The organism is Luteitalea sp. (genome assembly GCA_009377605.1).
Classification (GTDB): domain Bacteria; phylum Acidobacteriota; class Vicinamibacteria; order Vicinamibacterales; family Vicinamibacteraceae; genus WHTT01.
This window is the reverse complement of sequence record WHTT01000011.1, coordinates 41,900-62,999: the sequence shown is the minus strand read 5'-3', so window position 1 is coordinate 62,999 and position 21,100 is coordinate 41,900. Positions and strand designations below refer to the sequence as shown.

At 65.1% G+C, this 21,100-nt stretch carries 15 protein-coding genes and 1 pseudogene (1 of these 16 only partly in view); 8 read left to right on the top strand and 8 right to left on the bottom strand.

Annotated features, from left to right (window positions below; all coding sequences use genetic code 11):
• The 3 genes and pseudogenes from GEV06_05570 to GEV06_05560 all read left to right on the top strand — a co-directional run.
• Nucleotides 1–11 (top strand): annotated as a pseudogene (locus tag GEV06_05570) (TonB-dependent receptor plug domain-containing protein) (it extends 2,335 nt beyond the left edge of the window).
• Nucleotides 12–43: 32 nt separating this feature from the next.
• A complete protein-coding gene (locus GEV06_05565) occupies nucleotides 44–1,081 on the top strand; it encodes a hypothetical protein (protein ID MPZ17364.1) in 1,038 nt (345 codons plus the stop codon).
• Between the two features lie 117 nt (nucleotides 1,082–1,198).
• Entirely contained in the window at nucleotides 1,199–3,460 is a 2,262-nt protein-coding gene (locus GEV06_05560) for an FtsX-like permease family protein (protein MPZ17363.1), read from the top strand.
• Between the two features lie 12 nt (nucleotides 3,461–3,472).
• On the opposite strand, the gene GEV06_05555 is transcribed toward GEV06_05560, so the two are convergent.
• The gene (locus GEV06_05555) at nucleotides 3,473–6,838 is read right to left on the bottom strand and encodes a hypothetical protein (GenBank protein ID MPZ17362.1); all 3,366 of its coding nucleotides are present in this window, start codon (nucleotides 6,836–6,838) and stop codon (nucleotides 3,473–3,475) included.
• Nucleotides 6,839–6,969: 131 nt separating this feature from the next.
• On the opposite strand from GEV06_05555, the gene GEV06_05550 reads away from it, so the two are divergent.
• The 3 genes from GEV06_05550 (at nucleotide 6,970) to GEV06_05540 (ending at nucleotide 9,694) form a co-directional block, all read left to right on the top strand.
• Nucleotides 6,970–7,737: a PEGA domain-containing protein gene (locus tag GEV06_05550; protein MPZ17361.1), complete on the top strand. Its 768-nt coding sequence runs from the start codon at nucleotides 6,970–6,972 to the stop codon at nucleotides 7,735–7,737.
• 131 nt (nucleotides 7,738–7,868) lie between these two features.
• The gene (ada, locus tag GEV06_05545; GenBank protein MPZ17360.1) at nucleotides 7,869–8,954 is read left to right on the top strand and encodes a bifunctional DNA-binding transcriptional regulator/O6-methylguanine-DNA methyltransferase Ada; all 1,086 of its coding nucleotides are present in this window, start codon (nucleotides 7,869–7,871) and stop codon (nucleotides 8,952–8,954) included.
• Nucleotides 8,951–9,694 (top strand): proline hydroxylase, encoded by a 744-nt coding sequence (locus GEV06_05540; GenBank protein MPZ17359.1) that lies wholly within the window; start codon nucleotides 8,951–8,953, stop codon nucleotides 9,692–9,694. Before ada ends, GEV06_05540 begins: the two co-directional genes overlap by 4 nt.
• Here the strand turns inward: GEV06_05540 and GEV06_05535 are convergent.
• Both GEV06_05535 and GEV06_05530 read right to left on the bottom strand, forming a co-directional pair.
• Nucleotides 9,672–10,082, bottom strand: a complete 411-nt coding sequence (locus tag GEV06_05535; GenBank protein ID MPZ17358.1) for a redoxin domain-containing protein — start codon at nucleotides 10,080–10,082, stop codon at nucleotides 9,672–9,674. The genes GEV06_05540 and GEV06_05535 overlap by 23 nt on opposite strands.
• Nucleotides 10,083–10,223: a redoxin domain-containing protein gene (locus GEV06_05530; protein ID MPZ17357.1), complete on the bottom strand. Its 141-nt coding sequence runs from the start codon at nucleotides 10,221–10,223 to the stop codon at nucleotides 10,083–10,085. It lies immediately after the preceding gene.
• 109 nt (nucleotides 10,224–10,332) lie between these two features.
• Here GEV06_05530 and GEV06_05525 point away from each other — a divergent pair, with 109 nt between their 5' ends.
• On the top strand, nucleotides 10,333–10,680 hold the full coding sequence (locus GEV06_05525; protein ID MPZ17356.1) for a PadR family transcriptional regulator: 348 nt from the start codon (nucleotides 10,333–10,335) through the stop codon (nucleotides 10,678–10,680).
• A 98-nt stretch (nucleotides 10,681–10,778) separates the two neighbouring features.
• Here GEV06_05525 and GEV06_05520 read toward each other — a convergent pair whose 3' ends face one another.
• The 5 genes from GEV06_05520 to GEV06_05500 all read right to left on the bottom strand — a co-directional run bounded on the left by GEV06_05520 (nucleotide 10,779) and on the right by GEV06_05500 (nucleotide 17,844).
• Nucleotides 10,779–11,111: a hypothetical protein gene (locus GEV06_05520; GenBank protein MPZ17355.1), complete on the bottom strand. Its 333-nt coding sequence runs from the start codon at nucleotides 11,109–11,111 to the stop codon at nucleotides 10,779–10,781.
• A 102-nt stretch (nucleotides 11,112–11,213) separates the two neighbouring features.
• On the bottom strand, nucleotides 11,214–11,669 hold the full coding sequence (locus GEV06_05515) for a hypothetical protein (GenBank protein MPZ17354.1): 456 nt from the start codon (nucleotides 11,667–11,669) through the stop codon (nucleotides 11,214–11,216).
• Nucleotides 11,670–11,904: 235 nt separating this feature from the next.
• A complete protein-coding gene (locus tag GEV06_05510) occupies nucleotides 11,905–14,235 on the bottom strand; it encodes a hypothetical protein (protein MPZ17353.1) in 2,331 nt (776 codons plus the stop codon).
• Nucleotides 14,236–14,242: 7 nt separating this feature from the next.
• Entirely contained in the window at nucleotides 14,243–16,093 is a 1,851-nt protein-coding gene (locus GEV06_05505) for a hypothetical protein (protein ID MPZ17352.1), read from the bottom strand.
• A gap of 47 nt (nucleotides 16,094–16,140) precedes the next feature.
• Nucleotides 16,141–17,844: an argininosuccinate lyase gene (locus GEV06_05500; protein MPZ17351.1), complete on the bottom strand. Its 1,704-nt coding sequence runs from the start codon at nucleotides 17,842–17,844 to the stop codon at nucleotides 16,141–16,143.
• Between the two features lie 78 nt (nucleotides 17,845–17,922).
• Between GEV06_05500 and GEV06_05495 the strand changes: the two genes are divergently transcribed.
• Nucleotides 17,923–21,093, top strand: a complete 3,171-nt coding sequence (locus GEV06_05495) for a tetratricopeptide repeat protein (GenBank protein ID MPZ17350.1) — start codon at nucleotides 17,923–17,925, stop codon at nucleotides 21,091–21,093.
• Nucleotides 21,094–21,100 lie beyond the last annotated feature (7 nt).

Here is a 21,100-nt window from a genome sequence, read left to right as displayed (position 1 = left end):
GAATCCCCTGACCGGTGGCGCGCAGTTCGGCGAAGCGAGCCCGTTGCCCTACTCCCAACAGTGGAACGTCGGCGTCCAGCGCGAGGTGGGGTATGGAACGATCGTCGACGTGAGCTACGTGGGCTCCCGCGGACGACATCTGCCGCTGAGTCGCCGCTTCAACGAGATCCCCTACGACCGTGCGATTGACGTCGAAGCGGCGGGCAGCGATCTTGCCGAACAGCTCGCGCGCCCGAACCCGAACGTCGATGGATTTGGCTCGTTCATGCACGTGGGCAGCTCGATCTATCACTCCCTGCAATTACGCGCCAGCCGGCAGCTCACGTCACGCCTCGGGTTTCAAGCGACGTACACCTGGTCGAAGTCCATCGACAATGGGAGCGGCCTGTTCAATTTCTCGCAACCGAATGGCAGCGACCATGGCCAGTTCATTACCGACTTCCCTGAACTGAACCGCTCGCTCAGCTCCTTCGATCGTCCACACGTCTTCGCTGTGGCGGTGCAGCACATGACCGGAGGTCCGGCCATCGTGCGAGACATCCAGGTGAACCTGATCCTCACGGCGAGGTCTGGCCTGCCGGACACGATCACACAGAACAGCCTTCATCCGTTGGCCGTGCAGCAACGGCCGGATGTCGTCGGCGACAATCTCGGAGGCTTCGCACCTGACCAGACCGCAGAGGAAACGGCCATTCGATACCTGCTGCCGACAGACGACCCCAACTTTCCGTTTCGCCCGGTCGGCCCGCTGTTCAGCGGCTCGGGTGACGACCGTGAGCTCGTGCTGCCGTTCGAAACACCTGGGAATCTCGGACGCAACACGACCCGCGAGCCGGGTGAGCTCAACGTCGATCTGGCGCTGGCGAGACGCTTCCCGCTTCCTGGCGGCCTCGGTCTGACGGTGCGGGCGGAGGCGTTCAACCTGCTGAACCGTGTCAACCTCAATGGGCCCAACACGTCGTTGAACGTCATTGTCGATCCGAGCACGGGCGAGGCGGTCTTCAATTCGCCCAACTTCGGCTTGATCACGAGCGCCAAGGCTGCCAGGTTCATGCAGCTCGTCGCGCGGATTGATTTCTGACGTCGTCGGACGGTGACATCCACGGGATAACGGCCGCCTCGGCGAGGCGGTCCTCCCATTGTCTGTGGTAGGGCGCGTTCGCCGAACGCGCCGTCGACAATTCTTCGAAGAGGTCCAATGTACGTTCGCGTGGTCGCACTGTGTCTGGCCCTTCTGCCCTTCGTCCAGGCCGCGCAGGAGCGCTGGCTCGATGTGCCCCCAGTGGACTTGTCGGCGCTGGGCCCGGACGATTTCAGAGACGATGAGCTCGATCTCCCCTACTATCTCGCGCACTTCCACCGACTCGCGACGAGCGTCCGCGAGTCGGGACCAGATCGCGGCTTCATCGACGTCGCGGTCTGGCGGGCGCCCAAGGACAACCAGCCCTACAACGCCCGCATCATGGAGAACATCCTGGCGCTCGCGTACTTCTACACGACAGACCGGCCGTGGAACCCATATCGTGGCTCCCCGGCGGTGCGACAACGCCTCGAGGCGGCGCTCGACTTCTGGTGTCGCATCCAGGCAGACGACGGGCAGTTCAGCGAGTATGCGCCAGAGCGCTGGAACTTGGCTGCAACGGCGTTCGCCACGAAATTCGTCGGGCAGGCGCTGGTGCTCCTCGCCGACGGTCCCCCTATCGATGCCACACTCCGGCAACGTGCGATCGAGGCGCAACGCCAAGCAGTTCACATCGTGCTCACCGACCCGCAGTTGTACGAGCATGGCCTCCGCTTCTCCAACCAGTACACCAATGTCTGGAGTGGCGCGTTCGCGCTGCTTCGCGTGCGCCCGGACGAGGAGCTGCGGTCGCTTCTGGAACGGCGTATTCGGGAGACGCACACGGAGCTCCAGAGCCCTGTCGGCTATTTCTACGAAGCCGATGGTCCGGACTGGGGCTACAACTTCAATACGCATCAAAGCAACCTGCAGGGCGCGTGGCACTACACGCGCGGCACCGCGCTCGGAGCGCAGTTTGTCGAAGAGGAACGGCGTTGGGCCGAGTGGCTCTCCTACAACGCGCTCCTCGAGCCGGATGGGTCGAGGTTCGTCCTGAATCGTGGCATCGAGACGCGGCAGCAGCATGCGGTCCTCGAGGGGATCCCGGCGCTGCAGTCCTCCCGCACGGATCTCAGCGCAACGCTCAAGGAGAGCAGCGGACGCTCGGGCACGGGCGCACGTCAGAACAAGACGCGTTCTGTGCTGGTGGTGGCCGAAGTGGCGCTCGCGCTCATCCTGCTCGTGGGATCCGCGCTCCTCATCCGAAGTGCAATCGCGCTCAGAGCCGTCGAGCCCGGCTTCAACCCGACCAATGTGCTGACGATGCGCATGTCGTTGAACGATCCGCGGTTCCTGCAAGCGGACAACGTCGAGCGGCTGGTGCGCGACGGCGTCGAACGCCTTCGTGCGCTGCCTGGTGTTCTCGAAGCCAGCGCGACCTGCTGTGTGCCGCTCGAGGGCGGCTATGGTCTACCGTTTGTCATTGCTGGTCGGCCGCTGCAAGACGACCCATACCACGGCGGCGGCGGTTGGGTGACGGTATCTGCCGGATACTTCGAGGTGTTCGAGATTCCCGTCCGGGCGGGACGCGTGTACACGGATCGAGACACGCGCGAGTCGCCGCCGGTGGTCGTCATCAACGAGGCGATGGCTCGCGAGTACTGGCCAAAGGGCGATCCGCTCGCCGACCGGCTCGTGATCGGTCGCGGCGTCATGCAGGAGTTTGCCGAGGAGCCGGAACGGCAGATCATCGGCATCGTCGGCGACGTGCGCGACGGCGGGCTCAACAACGATCCCGGACCGCGGATGTACGTCCCCCAGCCGCAGGTGCCTGATGCGGCCAACGCGCTGAACGTCCGCATTACTCCGATGGCCTGGGTCATCCGAACACAGGTGCAGCCATACTCGCTGAGCAGCGCGATCCAGGAAGCGCTACGCCAAGCCACTGGCCTGCCGGTGTCCGACATCCGCTCGATGGAGACGGTGGTCAGCCGCTCGACGTCGCGCCAGCGCTTCAACATGTGGCTCATGACCGTGTTCGGCGCCTCTGCGCTCCTGCTGGCCGCTATCGGGATCTATGGCTTGATGGCGTACTCGGTCCAGCAGCGGACACAAGAGATTGGCATCCGGCTCGCGCTGGGCGCCGAAGCGAGCCAGGTCAAGAACATGGTGATCGTTCAGGGCATGCGTCTCGCGATCATCGGTGTCGTGATTGGCATCGCGTCCGCTTTCGGCCTGACCCGCTTTATTGCCAGCTTCCTGTTCGGCGTTCAGACGTGGGACCCGATGGTCTTCGTCAGTGTACCGCTGGTCCTGAGCATCGTGGCGCTCGTCGCCACGTGGGTGCCGGCGCGCCGCGCCAGCCGTGTCGATCCGATCGAGGCGCTGCGGTACGAATAGGCGGTCCCTTGTCTACCAGTACAGCTTCACGCCAACTTGGATCTCACGCGGGCTGTTGGCCTGGCTCGTGACCGTGCCGAAGGCAGCGCTCGTGACGCTGCCGTTTGGGGCGGCAAACTGTGTGCGGTTGAAGAGATTGAACACGTCCGCCCGAAGCTGCAGACGATACCGATCAACCCGGACGCTCTTCGAGAAGGTCATGTCGACATTCTTCACGCCGTCGGCGCGAACGTCCGGGAGCGCTCGGCTCACATTGCCAAAGGTAAACGGCTCGGCCGGGCTGAAGACATCGGTATCGAACCAGCGCTCGATCGTCGGATCGTCGAGCCGGGCGCTGCGCGCATCACGCACCGCTGGCCGATTCACTCTGATGGGAAAGCCGCTCTGCCACCTAGCAATGACTGCGACCGTCCAGTCGCCGACGAGCGCGTTGACGAGGCGGGGCAAGCTGGTGGCCAGGCGGCGATTGCGGCCGAACGGCAGGTCGTACACGGTGCTCACGACGACATTGTCTGGGACGTCGTAGGTCGACAACGACCGCTCTGCGCGCCGGTCGTAGAAGTTGAGGATGCTCGTGCCGCCCACCTGATCCGACGCCTCGTCTATGAGCTTCGACCACACGTACGACGCCATGAGCGTGAGGCCGCGCGACGCACGCCGCTCCGCCTTGACGACCATCGCGTGATAGAAGGCGCTCGTGGCGTCCGCGAACTGCTGCGACACGGCGGTGTACTGCGGAAACGGCAGTAGGAGCTGACGCCGCGCGACCGAGGGGGCTGAGAGGGGCCCGCTCTCGATGAGACCGAAGAAAGGATTCGCAACGAGCTCGTCGAGCTGATTGCCCAGGGCGAGGAGCTCTGGGTCGATTGAGTTTTCTTGGAAGACGACGCCGGACTGCAACTTGGTTCCCTTGTTTCCAAGATAGGCGACGTCGACCAGCAGGCGTTCACCAAGCTGGCGTTGTAGCGACAGGCTCCACTGTTGCGTGTAGCCCACCGGCTGGTCGCGTGTCGTGCTCGCCAGGTTGAAGCCCACGTTCGTCAGAGGGTCGCGATCTCCCGTCGGAAGATTGAAGCCTTGCGGGAATGGGTCGCGCAGATAGTTGGTTGGCACGAGCCCATCGAGACTTGCGACCCATGGGGTCGTCGTGTCGAAGCCAACCGAGCCGATCCGCCTGACGGGCATCGGAGCATAGAAGATGCCGTAGCCGGCGCGCACCACGGTGGTCGGTGTGGCGCTGTACGCGATGCCCACGCGCGGAGCCACGTTGTTCCAATCGGTGTCGAGCTGGTTGCGCGGGCCATCGGCCCCCGCGAAGCGGAGCACACCGCGCAAGGGAAGGCCGGTGGCCTCGGCCAGGGGGCTTGGCGCATCGAGATCGAGCCAGGTCAGGCGGTCGAACCGTTCCGTCATCCCGGTGTCAACGTCGTAGCGGAGTCCCAGGTTGACGGTCAGGCGCGGCGAGACTCGCCAGTCGTCTTGAATGAACAGCCCATAGGCGCGCCGCTGGAGGGCAAGGCCGCTGATGTGGTCCACGTTGCCGCCGGAACCGGCGCCCAGCAGCAGTGAAGCGACGCCATGACCCGCGTCGGGAGTCGCCTGATTCGCGATCGGTCCCTGCGTCATGCTGCGAGAGAACGAGAACGAGCCGGCAGGGTCGTTGTTCTCGAACGCGTTGAACTGCAACGCACGAACGTCGACGCCGGCCTTGAGGACGTGCCGTCCCGCCAACCGGTGCACCTGTCCTGCGACCGAGTACGTATTGCGCGGCTGGTCGTTGCCGAAGCCGTTGCCGATGCCCGTGACATCGGCAACAGCGAATTGCGGCCACAGGCTCGTGTCGAGCTGGCTCATGTACTGTGGGAAGCCCAATTGCAGCAGGTCGAACGTCGGCGCGACGATGTTGGCGTGTGCCCTCGTGAATCCCACGCGGAGCTCCGCCGTCGTTGTGGGCGAAAGGACGATCGTGTCGCCCAGCACGGCATTGGTGTAGCGGTCGACGACCGTGCTCTCGTCCGGTGAGCTGCCACCAGGCCAGCGCGCCGCCGCCTCCTGGTCGGAGCGCTGGTAGGCGTAGCGTCCGAACAGGCGATGGCCCTCGGAGAGTTGATGGTCCACGCGAATGTTGTAGTTGTTCGTATCCGTGGTCTGGTCACCCGTAAACGCGTAGTTGTTGGCGCCGGTCACCGGATCGCCTGGCTGGTTCGGCTCCGGATAGGACTGGAGGACACTTTCGCCTACGGGATCCCAGCGGTCTTCCGGAATGCGATTGCCCGGGAACGGGTCGCGCACGACATCGCCGCTTGGACGCCTGCGTGTCGTCAACGGATCGTAGATGACGATCGGTCGCCCTTGCGCGTCACGCGTCCCCGAGAAATCTCCCGCGCGCTGCGCCATCGTGGGTACGGTCGAGATCAACGCTTGCGGAAACTCCTGGCGCAGGCCCTCGTAGCTGCCAAAGAAGAACGTCCGATCGGCGTGGATCGGCCCCCCCACCACGCCACCGAACTGATTGCGCGTGAAGTCCGGCGGCTCGAGCCCTACTTGCTTCGTAAAGAAGTCCGTGGCGTCGAGGGCGTCGTTGCGATAGAAGTTGTAGGCTGTTCCCCTCAGCTCGTTCGTGCCAGACTTGGTCACAACAGTCAGGATGCCGCCAGTCGTGTGGCCGTACTCCGCCGAGAAGGCGTTGGTCTCGACCTTGAACTCCTGCGTGGCATCGACCGGCGGAATGTACCCGACGTACGCGTCACCCGTGACATTCGCCGCACCATCGAGCAGCACGTCCTGGCCACGATGCCGTCCGCCGGCGACCCGAAAGTTCGCCTTGAAGAAGTTGCGGCCTGCACTGCGACCGCCGCCGCTGCCGAAGTTCGCACCGGTCGTCACACCCGGCGTGAGCGTCACCAGGCTGATGGGATCTCGCACGTTGAGCGGGAGCTCGTGGATGCTCCGCTCCGTCACCACGCTGCCCACGTCGGCCTTCTGCGACTCGAGCAAGGCGTCTGCGGTCACTTGCACCTCTTCCTCGACGCCGCCTGGGCGCAGGACGAAATCGGCTCGCGCGACGTGGTCGTTGACGAGCACGAGCCCATCGCGGACGGCCGGCGTAAAGCCCTCGAGCTCAGCCGTCAAGACATACGTACCGGGCGGGAGCGCTGGCACGCTGTAGTAGCCGTCTTCGTTGGTGACGCCTAGGCGTGCGCTGCCCGTGTCGCGCTGCACCACGGTGACCGTGACTCCGTGCACGACGCTGTCCGACGTATCCGTGACACGCCCGCTCACTTGAGCTGTCTGGGCAAACAGTGGCTCGGAGAATACGGCGAGGAGGATTGTCAAGAGGATCGGTCTGTGCATGCGCGGCGACGCTACCACGCGCATGCAATGTCAATGTAACAGCCCCCGATACCGTCGCGTGCCGCATACGCGAGCCAGCCTTCGCATTCCCCTCGGCGCGATGCGCAGGAGGCAGTCGCTCGCGACAGAATGACCGAGTACGTTACGGTACTTGCATGCTCGAGCAATCGCAGACTCCTCGTAGTCGAGGTCCACTCGTGGCGGTGGCGCTCGTGGCGGCCGTGCTCAGCGGTGGGCTGGCCTGGTATCTGAGTCGCGCCGCTGAAGACCGAGGCACAGAGCCAACGATGCCTGCGACACCACCGGCTTCCGCTCGAGACGAGGCAGCGCCCAAGGCTGCGCCGCCTCCTGTGAAGAAGCCTCCTCCGGCGCGTGAGGAGTTGCCGAAGCCTACGTCTCCGCCACCAGCTGTCGAGCCGCCAGCGCCAGAGCTGCGCGTGAATAGCGACGTCCCCGGCGCGATGGTGTTCATCGACCGTAAGTTCCTCGGAAAGACGCCGCTCGTGACACGGAACGTCACGCCGGGAACCCATCAATTGAACCTGGTCGCGGAAGGCTACACCGCGGCCGTGCGTACGATCGAGATTGGCGAAGACACGACGAGCGTCGATATCGAGCTCAACGAGGTCACGCTGGACGAGACGGTCGACGTCGTGCACAAACATGCCTTCGGCTCCTGTGAAGGACGTCTCGCCGCCTCCCTTGAGGGCTTGAGATATAAGCCCTCCAAGGGCGACCATGCGTTGTCCCTGCCTTGGGGCCAACTAGGCACCTTTCGTGTGGACTATCTCGACAAGACCTTACGAGTGGAGCAGGAGGGGGGGCGCACCTGGAACTTCACGACGCGGGCAGAGAACGCCGATCCGCTCTTCGTCTTCCACCGTGACGTGGAGAAGGCTCGCCAGCAGCTGTCCGGGAACTGATCGAGCAGGCGCGGCTGACATTCGCCTCCCGAAATTCAAAAGCAAGAGTCGGAGTGCCTACCGATGTGTGTTCCTTCAGTATCGGTCAAGGGCAGGTCAGCGACCTGCCGGGGACCGAAAGGAGTACGATCATGACCGGCATGGCGAGGACGACAGACGAGGCACCAGCCGCGTATTCGAGCGATGAGGAGCGCTGGGCGGCAGTGGTACGCCGCGACGGCCGGGCAGACGACCATTTCTTCTACTCGGTTGAAACGACCGGCATCTATTGCCGGCCCTCTTGTGCGGCGCGACGACCTGGACGCCAACACGTGCGCTTTCACGCCACCGTCGACGAGGCAGAGCATGCGGGCTTCCGGCCGTGCCTGAGATGCCGGCCGAAGGGGCCCTCGCTGGCCGAGCAACAGGCAGCGGCCGTCGCGAAAGCGTGCAGCTTGATCGAGACAGCCGTGGAGATGCCTCGCCTCGAGGCACTTGCCGCGGCGGTAGGGATGAGTCGCTTCTACTTTCACCGGGTGTTCAAGGCGCTGACAGGGGTGACCCCGCGCGCGTATGCCGCCGCTCGGCGGACCGAGCGGCTCCGGACGGAGCTCCCGCGAAGCCAGACGGTGACCGACGCCATCTACAACGCCGGCTTCAATTCGAGTAGCCGCTTCTACAGCGCCTCGTCTGCCGTGCTGGGCATGACGCCCACACGGTTCCGGTCGGGCGGCGATGGCGCAGCAATCCGCTTCGCGGTGGCGGAGTGCTCAATCGGATCCATCCTGGTGGCGGCCACCGACAAGGGTATTTGCGCCATTATGCTGGGCGACGATCCCGACGTTCTCGTGCGGGATCTGCAGGACCGATTCCTGAGTGCCGCGCTCGTCGGTGACGACCCAGCGTTCGAACAGCTGGTGGCGACGGTGATTGGCTTCGTGGAAGCGCCGGCGACCGGCCTCGACCTTCCGCTGGACATTCGCGGCACCGCCTTCCAGCACCGCGTGTGGCAGGCGTTGCGCGAGATTCCTGCCGGACAGACGGTGAGCTACTCTGACATCGCACGTCGTATCGGCGCGCCGAACGCGGCGCGCGCCGTCGCGCACGCGTGCGCGTCGAACGCCATCGCTGTTGCCATCCCCTGCCATCGCGTCGTCCGGAACGACGGAGCCCTCTCGGGTTATCGCTGGGGCTTGGCGCGCAAGCAGCAGCTCATCGAGCGAGAGGCGTCATCATGACGCGTGGAAGTCTCCATGCGCACGCCACCCACCTTACTGTGTCCGAGCGAGTCGCGGCACTCGAATGGCCGCACCTCACCGCGGAGCTCGACACGCACGGCTGTGCGATGGTGAGCTCGCTACTCACGGCCGAGGAATGCGCGGCACTGGCCGATCTCTATGCTGAGGAGGCGCGGTTCCGCAGTCGAATCGTGATGGCACGCCACGGGTTCGGACGGGGCGCGTACAAATACTTCGCGTCGCCGTTGCCGGAGGTGGTGGCCGATCTACGGCGCACGCTCTATCCACCATTGGCGGTCATCGCCAACCGCTGGAACCAAGCGATGGGGATCGCGGTTCGGTATCCGGACGACCACGCGGACTTCATCGATCGGTGTCATCGGGCTGGCCAGAACAGACCAACGCCGCTCCTCCTGCAGTACGGCGAGGGCGATTACAACTGCCTCCATCAGGATCTCTACGGGGAGCATGTCTTCCCGCTGCAGGTGGCCTTTCTTCTCTCGGCGCCGGCGCGTGACTTCACCGGGGGAGAGTTCGTGCTCGCCGAGCAGCGCCCCCGCATGCAGTCGCGCGCCGAGGTCGTGCCGCTCGCGCAGGGAGATGGGGTGATCTTCCCGGTGCACCATCGACCCGTGCAGGGCACTCGTGGTTGGTATCGCGTCACGTTGCGCCATGGGGTGAGCCGCGTGCGGAGCGGCCGGCGGCACACGCTCGGCATCATCTTCCACGACGCGCAGTGAGGATAGTCGTGATCGATGGACGGTCTGCGGGACCGACGCCGACGTAGTGGAATCGGACGAGGCCGGATGGGTCGATGAGCACGTCACCACCGAGCTGAGCCGTATCGGCATGCGGGCGTCCGGGCAGCTTGCCGCGGGCCAGCTCCTTCGCGTAGGCCCACCACGTGCTTGGCCCCCATAGGTCCCACAGGCGTGCGTGATGCATGCCGTAAGCCTGGTACAGCGTCCGCTCTCTGTCGATGAGGATTGGCCACGCGATCCTCATATCCTCCGCATACGCGCGGACGAACGGTGTGGTCTCGAACGTCACCACGGCGATGCGCGTCGCCAGGTCGTTGAAGGTCTGTTCGTGTTGCTGCAACTGCAGCAAGTGCCTGCGGCAGGGCAGTCAACCGAGGTGTCGATGAAAGACGAGCAGTAGCCACGCCCCCTGATAGTCCGCGAGCCGATGCACCTGGCCGATGGCATCCGGAAGCTCGAACGGCGCCGCTAGCTGACCAACACGATTTCCTTTGGCTCCTCTTTCCACGCGCGATACCTCCTACCGGACTTACTCGGCCTCCTGCGAACTATATCCAGGCGACATCGCAGTTGACTTCCTCTCCGCCTATGGGATATATGTCGAAGTCGGAGGCATCATGAGCCCATCGAAAGCAGACCTTCCTCAGGGCACGCTTGACCTGTTGATCCTCAAGGTCGTCGCCCTCGGGCCGCTTCACGGCTATGCCATCGCGCAGCGGCTCCAGCAGATCTCCCGTGACGTGGTCCAGGTGCAGCAAGGCTCACTCTACCCTGCCCTGCATCGTCTCGAAAACCGCGGATACCTGGCTGCGGATTGGAAGCTCTCCGATACGGGGCGCGAGGCGAAGTTCTACCGGCTCACGCGCAAGGGTCGCGCTCACCTGGAGAGCGAGACGGCGAGCTGGCACCGCTTGACCGAGGCCGTTGGCTTGATTCTGCGGGCCGCCCACGGAGACGCCTCGTGATCTGGTACGGAGCGAGGTCTAAGACAAAAGGCGCGAGGGGTCTAAAAGACCCCTCGCTACGTACCGTGCTACGTACTGTGCGCGTGGTGCGCGTGCACTCAGAGAAATGCGCCGTTTCGCTCGGTCCCGAGCTCTGCGTAGCCGAGATCAGAGCTCACGCCAGGGTTCGATGCGAAGCTGAACCCGATTTCGGAGCCCGAGAATGAGCCCACGGCCCTCGCAGCGGCGAAGCTGCCAAGGAAGGCCGCTGGGTCGGTCGGCGAGACCGCTGTACCTTGGCCGAGATCCATTGGTGCCTCGATCGCTTCCCACCGCACGTCGAAGCTCACCAAGGCTGGAATGACGTTCGGGCCGAAGATCTGGAAGCTGTCGATGACTGGAACGTCCCGCGCATGGAGGAAGGCAAACCTCCCCCTGCGACTGAAGGTCACTGCACGCTTTGGGAGCTCAACTATCCAGAAGAGCTCGTTGAGGGGAACGCCGCCGTTGAAGTCGTGAATCTGCGAGCCCGAACCGGGCTCGAAGAGATCGATTCATATCAGCGCGAAGGCGGCTCGGTTCGTCGAACCGTCGTCGGCAATGTAGGTGCCCTCGAAGGCGCGAAGGTCAACCTCGAGGTTGTACTGCTTCCCGTCGCTGCCGGTCGCTGCGCCTGCGAGAAACGCCAGCGCCGTGGCACCGCGGAAGTTGGTGATTGTGCTCGGCTCGACGTCGAGCCCCTGAAGGGCGAGTCCAGTGAAGGGTAGCGTGATCGTCGGTGGACCAGGCAGGAAGACGTGGATGATCCCTGTTGGCCCGACAGGGAGCCCACCAGGGATCGGTGACGGCAGCGGGGCCGGGCCGTGATGGTGATGGTTACCGTTGCCGCTGGCGGCACGAGGCCAGGCGAGCGCGGTGGCCGCGCCCGCAGCGGCTAGCGTGCCCGCTGCGCTCCGGAACAGCGTCCGTCGAGTGAAGGGCGATACCTCCATATCAGAGAGCTCACGCATGTCCACCTCCTGTATGTAACGGAGACGGTGGTCAAACAACGGGGAGGACCCGGGGAGGAAAGGAGGAGTCTACGCCCCTGACCGCACAGTGTCAAACGGATCGATATCACGACACAGGTAGGGCGCGCTCGGAGAGCGCGCCGTCACGGCCGCCTCGGCGAGGCGGCCCTACCTAGTGTAGCCGGCGTTCAGGTCGCTACCCGGAACTGCAGCGCGCGAACGAGCTCCGCCTGCGTCAGCGCGACGAGGACGTCTGTTGGCCCTGCGCGGTCAACCAGACCGGCTGGACGAATGCGCCGTTCCCCGCCGAATCCCACGCCGCAAATCGCACCCAGGCCTTCCCAGTCGCGTCGAACGGCAGGTTGAACCGCTTCGTGGAGAACGGTGGCAAGTCGGTCGCGCGGATCACCTGCCGGTCGACTTTCTTTCCATCTCCCCAGACCACCTCCACGAACTCGAGCGGAAACGTCCATTCCAGCTCCGCGTTGATGGTCCGCTGCGCTCCACTCCCTTCGACCGCGTAGCTCTTGATGAGAATCTCGCCAGTCGTGACCCAGAAATCGCCACTCCGTACCGCCTTCAGGATCGGGCTCCAATCGTCCGCGGGGCCCGGAAGCCGGTCCAGCTTTACGTAGTTGACGGGATGGCCCGGATAGAGGTCGTCCTCGGGGCCCTTCTGATAGGTGTCCACGTCGCCGATCAGATACTTGGGTCGCAAGCCGGCGTTGGCGTAGAGATTGTTCATCGTGTCGATCGCATCGAAGCAGCGATACTCGCAGATGCGCTGCTGGGACAGGTCTTCGCCCATGCCCGGCTTGAAGGCAATGCCGAGATACCGATCGTTCTTGACCCAAGGCTTGTCGAAGATCGCCTCCGGGTAGCCCGTGGTTCCCTTCGTTCGCGGGTGCGCGTGGAACCAGTAACCGCCCTCCGCGTCGAGCATCCGCTGCACGTCGTCGGTCGAGCCCGTGTGGTAGACCTTGTCGAAGCCTGGCAGGCTCTCAGTGAACGGCTGCCCTTCGTCCCGTCGCTTCGTCCAATACACGTTCTTCGGGAACATCACGTTGTAATGGCCGCCGAAGTAGGCGCTCGGCTCTTCCCACGGTGTGACCAGGAAGTCCGTGTCGGAGGCCTTCTGGGATGCCAGCGCATAGTCCCGCTGGTCTTCGAACCTCCCCGGCCCCGTGTCGTTGCCCCGTAGATCACCGTGAAAGTCGCTGAGGCCGACAATGTTGATGCCGATTGCGCGCATGGCCATCAGATCCTGAAACGTGTGCTCGAGCGATCCGGCGGCCCGTAAACGCTCGGTGAACCGCAGGTGGAAGTGATTCACCATCGTCTTGTACCCGGGCACTGCTTTGAAGCGGTCGCCCCGCGTGAAAGCCATCGCCGCATCTCGCGTCGGCTCGGCCGCGTCGGCACTCGCGAGGAAGTACACCGACATGTGCTGCCAGGTTCCGGGCGGCGCGTTGTGCAACGCGAAGTTCTCGAGATACCGCACCACTTCCTCACCCTCAGCCTGCCTGACGCCTATTCCGAACTGGCTGTCGCTGTCCTTTCGGTACCAGACGTACCCGAGGTTGGTGTCCACTTCGCGGGTGAAGAAGAAACGGTGTGGCGAGGGGAAGGTCGCCACCGACCCACCCTTCCCTTCCGCCACCAGGACACGGTTCTTGGCCTTGACGTTGACCCGCGCGTCGTTCTCGATGCCGCCGAACTCGTACTGCTGCGGGTCGCCGCCAGTATCGCGCCACGTCACGCGCGGCAGCACGCTCGTCGAGAAGCCCCGCAGGCCGCCTTCGTACTTGTAGGCCACCGAGGGCTCGTCGGTCTTGACGATGGCGTCCATCCGGAACATGCGCGTGCCGCGGTAGGCCGTGAAGCGTAAGTCGCCCGCGAAGATCCCCATCGACAAGCCGGGGAAGGTCACCTCGATCCGCGCGCCATCCGTCTTCACCGTGCACGACGTCACCGCAAACGAGGCGTCGGCGCGTCGAACCTCCTCCGGCGTCCGCGGCAGTCCGAAGACACGGCCCTCGGGGAGACCGAGCGCCGCGCTGGTGCCACCCTGCCCCCGGCCCTGCGCCTGCCGGCCCGAGGCCTGGCCACCACGGGTTGGCTTCTGACCCTGCCGGGGCGGCAGGGACTCTGGTGTTCCCGGTACGAGGAGCGGTGCATCCCAGAACGCATACCACTTCTCGCGCTCGATCACTTCTGGGGTGATTTCGACACCGAGCTGCCGCAGGGGTTGCGCCTGTTGTGTGGTCATACGCCGTACGCCACTGACCACGTAGTACTCCGGCACGAGATCTCGACCAAGCGGCGCCCATTGGCCGCCTTGCTTGCGGATAGCCAGCTCTCGAATGACGGGCTGCCCACCCTGGATGCCGTACTGCGCGCGCAGCTCACTCTCCTCGTCGCCGGCCCACGTCACGACCAGCGTGTCCTGGTCGACCGCCGCCGTCAGGCCGGTGAGCGCAGTGTAGCCGGAGAGGTCGCATTTGAGCGGATCCGCGAATGCGGTGGCCGCAACGAACAAGGTGATCGCGGTTAAGAACAGTCGCATGGGAACCTCAGAAGGAGAAGCGCGCACCGACCCGCGCGACACGTGCCGGCACGACGTTGGTGGCATAGCCGAACGTTGGACCGGAGGCATACGTGAGGGCCGTAGGCGTCCCGGAGTTGAAGACGTTGAAGACATCGAAGTCGACGTCGATCCGCTTGCCGCCGAAGGGGAACCGCTTGCTGGCCCGAAGATTCACGAGCTTGAGGGCGGGCCCGTGTGTCGTGCCATACGGTTCGAGACGCAGCGTGACCGTGCTGAGCTGCGCGAGCGGCGGTCCGCCATCAGGGTCGACCGCGCGGAAGATGTTGGTGCGCGCTCCCACGCTGCCCTGCTTCGCCTGAAGAAACCCGCTGAGCATCACGTCGCCCGGTAACCGGTACGTGCCACTGACGGTCGACGCCCACTCCCATGTTTGATTCTTCGGGAAGTACTCGGTGTTGGGCGTCTCGCGCAGCGGATCGAGCCAGACGTCGTTCTTGATCGCCCAGAAGGATGCCACCGCGCTCCAGCGGCCCGTCGATCGCTTCGTCAGCGTGAGCTCGATCGACTGCCAGGAATCCGGGTCGTCACTGTTGACGCGCTGGCTGCCGACGAACTCGGCGCCGCGGAGCGCCGCGTCATAGTCGTAGATCGTGACCGCTCCGCCGTCATCGCCCGTGTCGAGCACGCCGTCCGGCCCGGGATCACGGCGTGTGAGCGGAATGTCGTAGGCGCTGTGCGGCCGCAAGACGTTCACCTCGTCGTACTGGCGACGCCGCTGCTTGAAGACGTAGAGCGCGCGGAAGCCCAGGTTCTCCAGCAGCTCCCGCTCGAAGCTCGCCGTGGCCTCGGTCGTGGTCGGCTGCTTCAGGTTGGGCGTGAGGATATTGTTGCTCGCCGCCGTGATGCTGAGGAAGTCGGGCCCGTTGAGGTCGAGGCTCACCTCACCCGGCGTGTAGTTGTCGTTGCCGTCCGTGTCGCGCCATCGGAACACCGCGGTGGACAGCGCATTTCGGTTGTAATCGGTCGCGAACTCGTCTCCAATCGCGTCCACGAAGACTCCGAACGTCCCCTTCACGACCGTCTTCGGGTTGAGATTCCAGGCCAGACCGGCGCGCGGCATCACGGCGTTCCAGGTCAAGACGTCCAGCTTCGGAAAGCTCCCAGCCGGATAGAGCTCCGGGAAGAACGGGCTGGCCTCCTTCGACTGCGCGGGCAAGTACGAGTGCTGCCGCTCGAAGCGGAGACCAAGGTTCGCTGTGAGTCGCTCGCTGATTCGCCACGTGTCCTTGAGATACGCCGCGTACACCGTCGCCCAGCTCGAGGGCTCGATCGGCGAGTTGATGATCTCGATCTCGCTCGCCTGTCTAGACCGCTCGCCCACGCGGTCGTAAACGAGCATGTAGTTACCGTTGCTGTGATTGAGCCGGCCGCTGCCGGCGTGCTCCCAATAGAGCGAGGTGCCGGCCTTCATCTCGTGTCGTCCGCCGAGGAACCGCTCCGGGAAGAAGCTGACGCTGCCGTCCGCCTGCCAGCGGTCGCGCGGGCGCTGCTCTGAGGCCTCGTGCGGGCCGGTCCGTAAGCCGGTCTCGCGGTCGAGCCGGCTCGGATTGTCCGGGCTCATGAAGCCGGCACGCGGTGCGGAGTAGTCGGCGACGTACCCGGCGTAGCCGCCAACCACGTTGACCAGCAGGCGCGGCGTGACCATGCTCTGAATCTCGCCCTTGTAGATAGATGTCGGGTTGTAATAGTGGCGTGTCGCCTCGAGCGGACGGAAGCGGCCAGCGCCGTTTTGCGGCTGCAGCTTGACGCTGGGCTGCCAGACGGCAATCAGCTTGTTGTTCTGGCTCAACTGATACGACAGCTTCAGGGTCGACACCCTCAGGCGTCGGGCGTCGTTCCTGCACGTTTGGCGAGGCCTTGCAGCTACGGCCCTACCAGTCGAAGGAACACGGCGTCTAGGTTCGCTTCGTGACGGGCCATCTTCTGCCGCTCGCCAGCTACCCAGCCTCGGTCAGAAGCCAGACGGCTTTGGTGCTCGGAGAGCATCCTCTGCACCTCGGCAGACTGTGGCCCCCCGCGGCCCCGACGGTTGGCGACCATCGTCCTGGGATCGATGGCCTCTCGAAGCTGTGCTTCGCTCAGGGGGAAGCGGGCTCCCTGGTTCAGCTCCTGATAGACCTGGCTGTACTCGGCATACGAGATCTGACTGGGCGTCTTCCCATTCGAGCGTCCGTAGGTCGTGATCGCCGACGCAAAGTTGTATCCAATCCGGAAAGGCACGCCGGCGCCTCTGAGCAGCGCGTCGGCTAGCTCGGTCATCGTGGAATAGTCCGCATTCACCGTTTCGAGCGTCCGTTCCGGATTGACGACCAGACCGTCGAGAATGCGCTGGAGAATGCGATACATCTCCGTAGCCTCGTCGCTGGCTTCCAGAATCTCGTCCTTGAGGTAATAACGGACATCGCTGACCTCGCCCATGGTGGTGTTGTGGGCCATCAGGAAGATCTTCTGGGACCGGGCCAGCACGCTGCTGGCCGTGCGCCGCAGCGATTCGATTGGCCCGGGATTCCGCTTCTGCGGCATGATGCTGCTTCTTCCCGTCATCTCGTCAGAGAGGTAGAGGCCGGGCGTGGGATCCGCGTAGGCGACGACCAGGTCCTGAGCGAATCTGCCCAGCGCGAGGGAGGAGATGGCGTACACCGCAGCCAGTTCGGCCTTGCTATCCGCGGGCGAAATGCTGATCGCGTCGTACGAGTTCTCGAGCATCGCTTCGAACCCCACGAGCTCCATCAGGCGCTCGCGATCGAGAGCAAATCCGGAGGTGCCGAGTGCACCGGCCCCCAGCGGGCTGTGGTTGAGACGGTGGTAGACCTCTCGGGCACGCTGCGAGTCGCGCTCGAGCGCGGACGACAGGGCCAGCAGATAGTGAGCGAGTGAGATGGGTTGGGCCTGGACCGCGTGAGTGTAGGCGGCAATGATCGTGTTCTCGTGCTTGCCCGCCAGACTCAGCAGCGCCTGTCGTGCATCGAAGAGCGAGTCCAGAACCTCGAGCGCCTTGTCCCGCATCAACAAGCGATTCATGGCCGCGCCGAGGTCGTTCCGGCTTCGGCCCATATGAAGCTTCGACGCCTCCGGGCCGGCCTTCTCGATCAGCTGCTTCTCGAACCTGAGGTAGTCCGATGGCCGAGCGGCTCCCGGGCGAGCCTCCGCTCGGGCAATCTCGCCGATGCCCATCGCAATGCGCTGCGCCTCGGCTCGCGGAATCAATTGCTGTTCGGCCAGCATGACGATCTGCGCCTTGTTGGCGAGCGTCATGAAATGGAAGGCGTCCCGAGGCTCGTCAGATTGAGCGAACAGTTGGGATGCCATCAACACCAGCGCCCCGGTAACGGCTATCACTCTCGAGGTGTTCACGATGGTTCTCCTGCAAGGTTCTGTCGTGTGCGTGCCGACGAGATCGCCGGCCCCGTGCACATTGGCTCCGCTTTTCGCTGCTGTCTGCCGGTGGGGTCCTCGCTCGGCAAGACTCTCGCGCACGACACCAATGCCCGCTCGACGGCGCGATCGGCGAGTTAAGGACTCGTCTAGGAATAAGTGTGCCATTGGACTTCGAAGTCCGCCCATCATAGGACCGCCCTCGGTCAACCGATGTCGCAAGCTGTCGCAGCAGCCAAGATGCCTCCTTCTCTGCTAGGCTGGCTGTGAATGCTTCGGGGTTCGTTCCTCCTCGTCTTTGCCGCGTCGGGGGCGGCTGCGCTCGTCTACGAAGTCACCTGGACACGACTGCTCGCGCTCCAATTAGGACAGGGGGTCGCCGCGGCCAGCACCGTGCTCGCGGCATTCATGGGCGGCCTCGCGGTGGGTGCAGCGCTCGGCGGACGCCTCGGCAACCGCTTGAGCCCCAAGCAAGCGCTGACCTCCTACGTCGGCTGCGAGGCGGCGATCGCCGGTCTCGCGCTCCTCGTGCCCTTCGAGCTGGCGGCGCTGCATCCGCTGCTCGTCATCACATACGCGAACGGCGACGGCGCGATCTTTGGGTTGTTTCGCGTCGTCTCCAGCCTGGTGGTCCTGTCGGCGCCGGCCGCGGTCATGGGGGCGACGTTTCCTTTGGCCTCGCGATGGATGGTCCGCGGGACGTCCAGCGCGGCGACCGATGCGGGCTGGCTCTATACCGCGAACACCGTCGGTGCCGCGAGTGGTGCGGTGCTGGCCGGCTTCTTGCTGTTGCCGAGCCTTGGCCTCAGCGGCACGACGTGGGTGGGTGTCGCGCTGAACGTAAGCGCGGCTGCAGGTGCGCTGGCGATTGGACGACGCGGCGCCGCGACGTGGACGGGCGCGGCGCGATCAGCAGCCCCGCGGCGGCCGGGCGTCGGGCCGCGTCGGCGCGGCGTGTCCCCCCGCGCGACTCGTGTGACGACTGCTCGGCCGCGGCTGGCCGCGCTCGCGCTGGCCGTCTCAGGCTTCTCGTCGCTCACGCTGCAGGTGGTCTGGACGCGGCTGCTGGCGCTCGTTCTTGGCCCGACCACCTACGCGTTCAGCGTGATCGTCACCTGCTTCATCGCCGGTATCGCGCTCGGTGCGGCGATCGGCTCCCGCCTCGCCGCTCGGACGCGCGACCCGCTCAGCGGGCTCGCCGTGTGCCTCGTCGTGTCGGTTGCGCTCGCCATGGCCGCCGCAGGCACGCTGAACCGTGGACTCCTGCTGATCGCCGACGTCGTCGCGCGCCCGGATGCTGCCTTTGGCAACGTGCTGGTGTGGCAGGTGCTCATCGTCGCGGCAATCCTGGTGCCCATGACGGTTGCGTTTGGCATTGCGTTTCCGTTCGCAGTTGCCGCGGCGACGTCGCGCGACGAATCACTGGTGACCGACCTCGGCATGATCTATGCGGTCAACACGTCCGGCGCCATCGCCGGATCGCTGCTCGCGGGCTTCATGCTGATCCCTTGGCTCGGCCTGCACGGCACCGTTCGTCTCGTGGCGCTCGTCTCGGTAGGCGGGGCTGTCGCGGTCACCCTGGCGGGAGGCGTGAAACGACGCGGGCGAACCGTCACCGCGATGGCGGCGGTTGCGGTGCTCGTGTGGGCATGGTGGATGCCGTCAGGCGATCCGCTCTTGCTTTCGAGCGGGGCGTACAAGTATGCGCCGCTCTTTCGGGGGCCGAACCTCGAGAGCACGCTCACTGCGGGCCAGCTGCGCTACTACCGCGAAGGCGCGGCTGCGACCGTCACCGTACGCGACCTTGCTGGAACGAGGTCCCTCGCGATCGACGGCAAGGTCGACGCCTCCGACGCCGGCGACATGCTGACCCAGCGAGTGCTGGCGCACCTGCCACTCTTGCTCCATCCCACTCCGAGGAACGTCGCCATCATCGGACTCGGCAGTGGCGTCACGTTGGGATCGGCGCTGCGGCATCCGATCGATCGCGCCACGATGCTCGAGCTCTCGCCGGGTGTCGTCGAGGCCTCACGGTTCTTCGAGCGCCAGAATCATGGCGCGCTTTCCGACCCGCGTACTCGGTTGATCCTCGGAGACGGCCGGACGCACCTGCTCCTCGGGACGACACGTTACGACGTGATCGTGTCGGAGCCGTCCAATCCGTGGATGGCGGGCATCGCGTCGCTCTTCACACGGGAGTTCTTCGAGGCTGCGCGCGCGCGGCTCGCACCGGGTGGCGTGCTGTGTCAGTGGGCCCACACGTACGACATCAGCACGGCAGATCTGAAGTCCATCGTCGCCACGTTTCTCTCGGTCTTTCCGGATGGCACGCTGTGGTTGGTGGGCGAGGGAGATGTGCTGCTGGTCGGATCCCGCGGACCACTGACCGCTCACCTGAGCCGGATCAGCAATGCCTGGCACCGCCCGGGCGTCGCGGAGGACCTCGCGGGTGTCGGCGCGCTCCACCCCTTCAGTCTGCTCTCACTCTTCATCGCCGAAGGATCGGCGTTGAGGGCGTGGACGGCAGGTGCGCCGGTGCAGACCGATGATCGAGCAGCGCTCGAGTTCTCCGGGCCACGGACCATCTACGCGGGGGGAGCGCCGGACAACGCCGCTCGGCTCCGGGCGCTGGCCCGGGCGACAGATCGCCCCGACGTGGTGGAACGAGCGCTGGCGACCGCCTCCGCCGCCGACTGGCGGGACCGTGGCTGGATGCTCATCCACGCGGAAGCCTACGCGTCCGCCACAGAGGACTTCATGCGCGCGCTCGACGTCGATCCGGACGACGCGCGAGCACTCGAGGGCGTGGTACGCGCAGCGGGAGAGGGTCGTCTCAGAGCTGGCGTCGAAGCACGCTTGCGCGAGCTGGCGACCGAGCCGAAGCGGGTGCCCGCCAAGCTCGCACTTTCACGGCTGCTCGCTGGCAGGGGGGAATACGACGAGGCCATGCGTCTTCCGCTCTCCGTCCTCCAGGCGGACCCGCGGAACGTCGAGGCGCAGGAGCAACTGGCGTCGGTCCTCGCCGATCTCGGAGACGTGAACCGGCTTGCGCCGGTGGTTGCGCAGCTGCAGGCCGAAGCCCCACAGAGCGAAGCCGCACGCTACTATGCGGGCACGCTACTGTTCATGCAGGGCCGGCTGGACCTCGCGGTGCAGGAAGCGCAGGCAGTCGTCGCCCAGAATGCGAGCCACGCCAAGGCTCAGAATCTCCTTGGGGCCAGCCTGGCACAGCTCGGACGACATGACGAGGCACAGGCGGCGTTTCAGGCATCGCTCGCGGCCAATCCGCGCGACCCGGCGACGTACGCCAACCTCGGCACACTGGAATTGGAGGCAGGCGATCGCCCAGGCGCCGCCCGATATTTCGCCGAGGCCTTGACCGTCGATCCAGCATCCGAGATCGCCAGGCAAGGGCTCGCCGAGGCGATGCCAGCGCGTTGACGTCTGA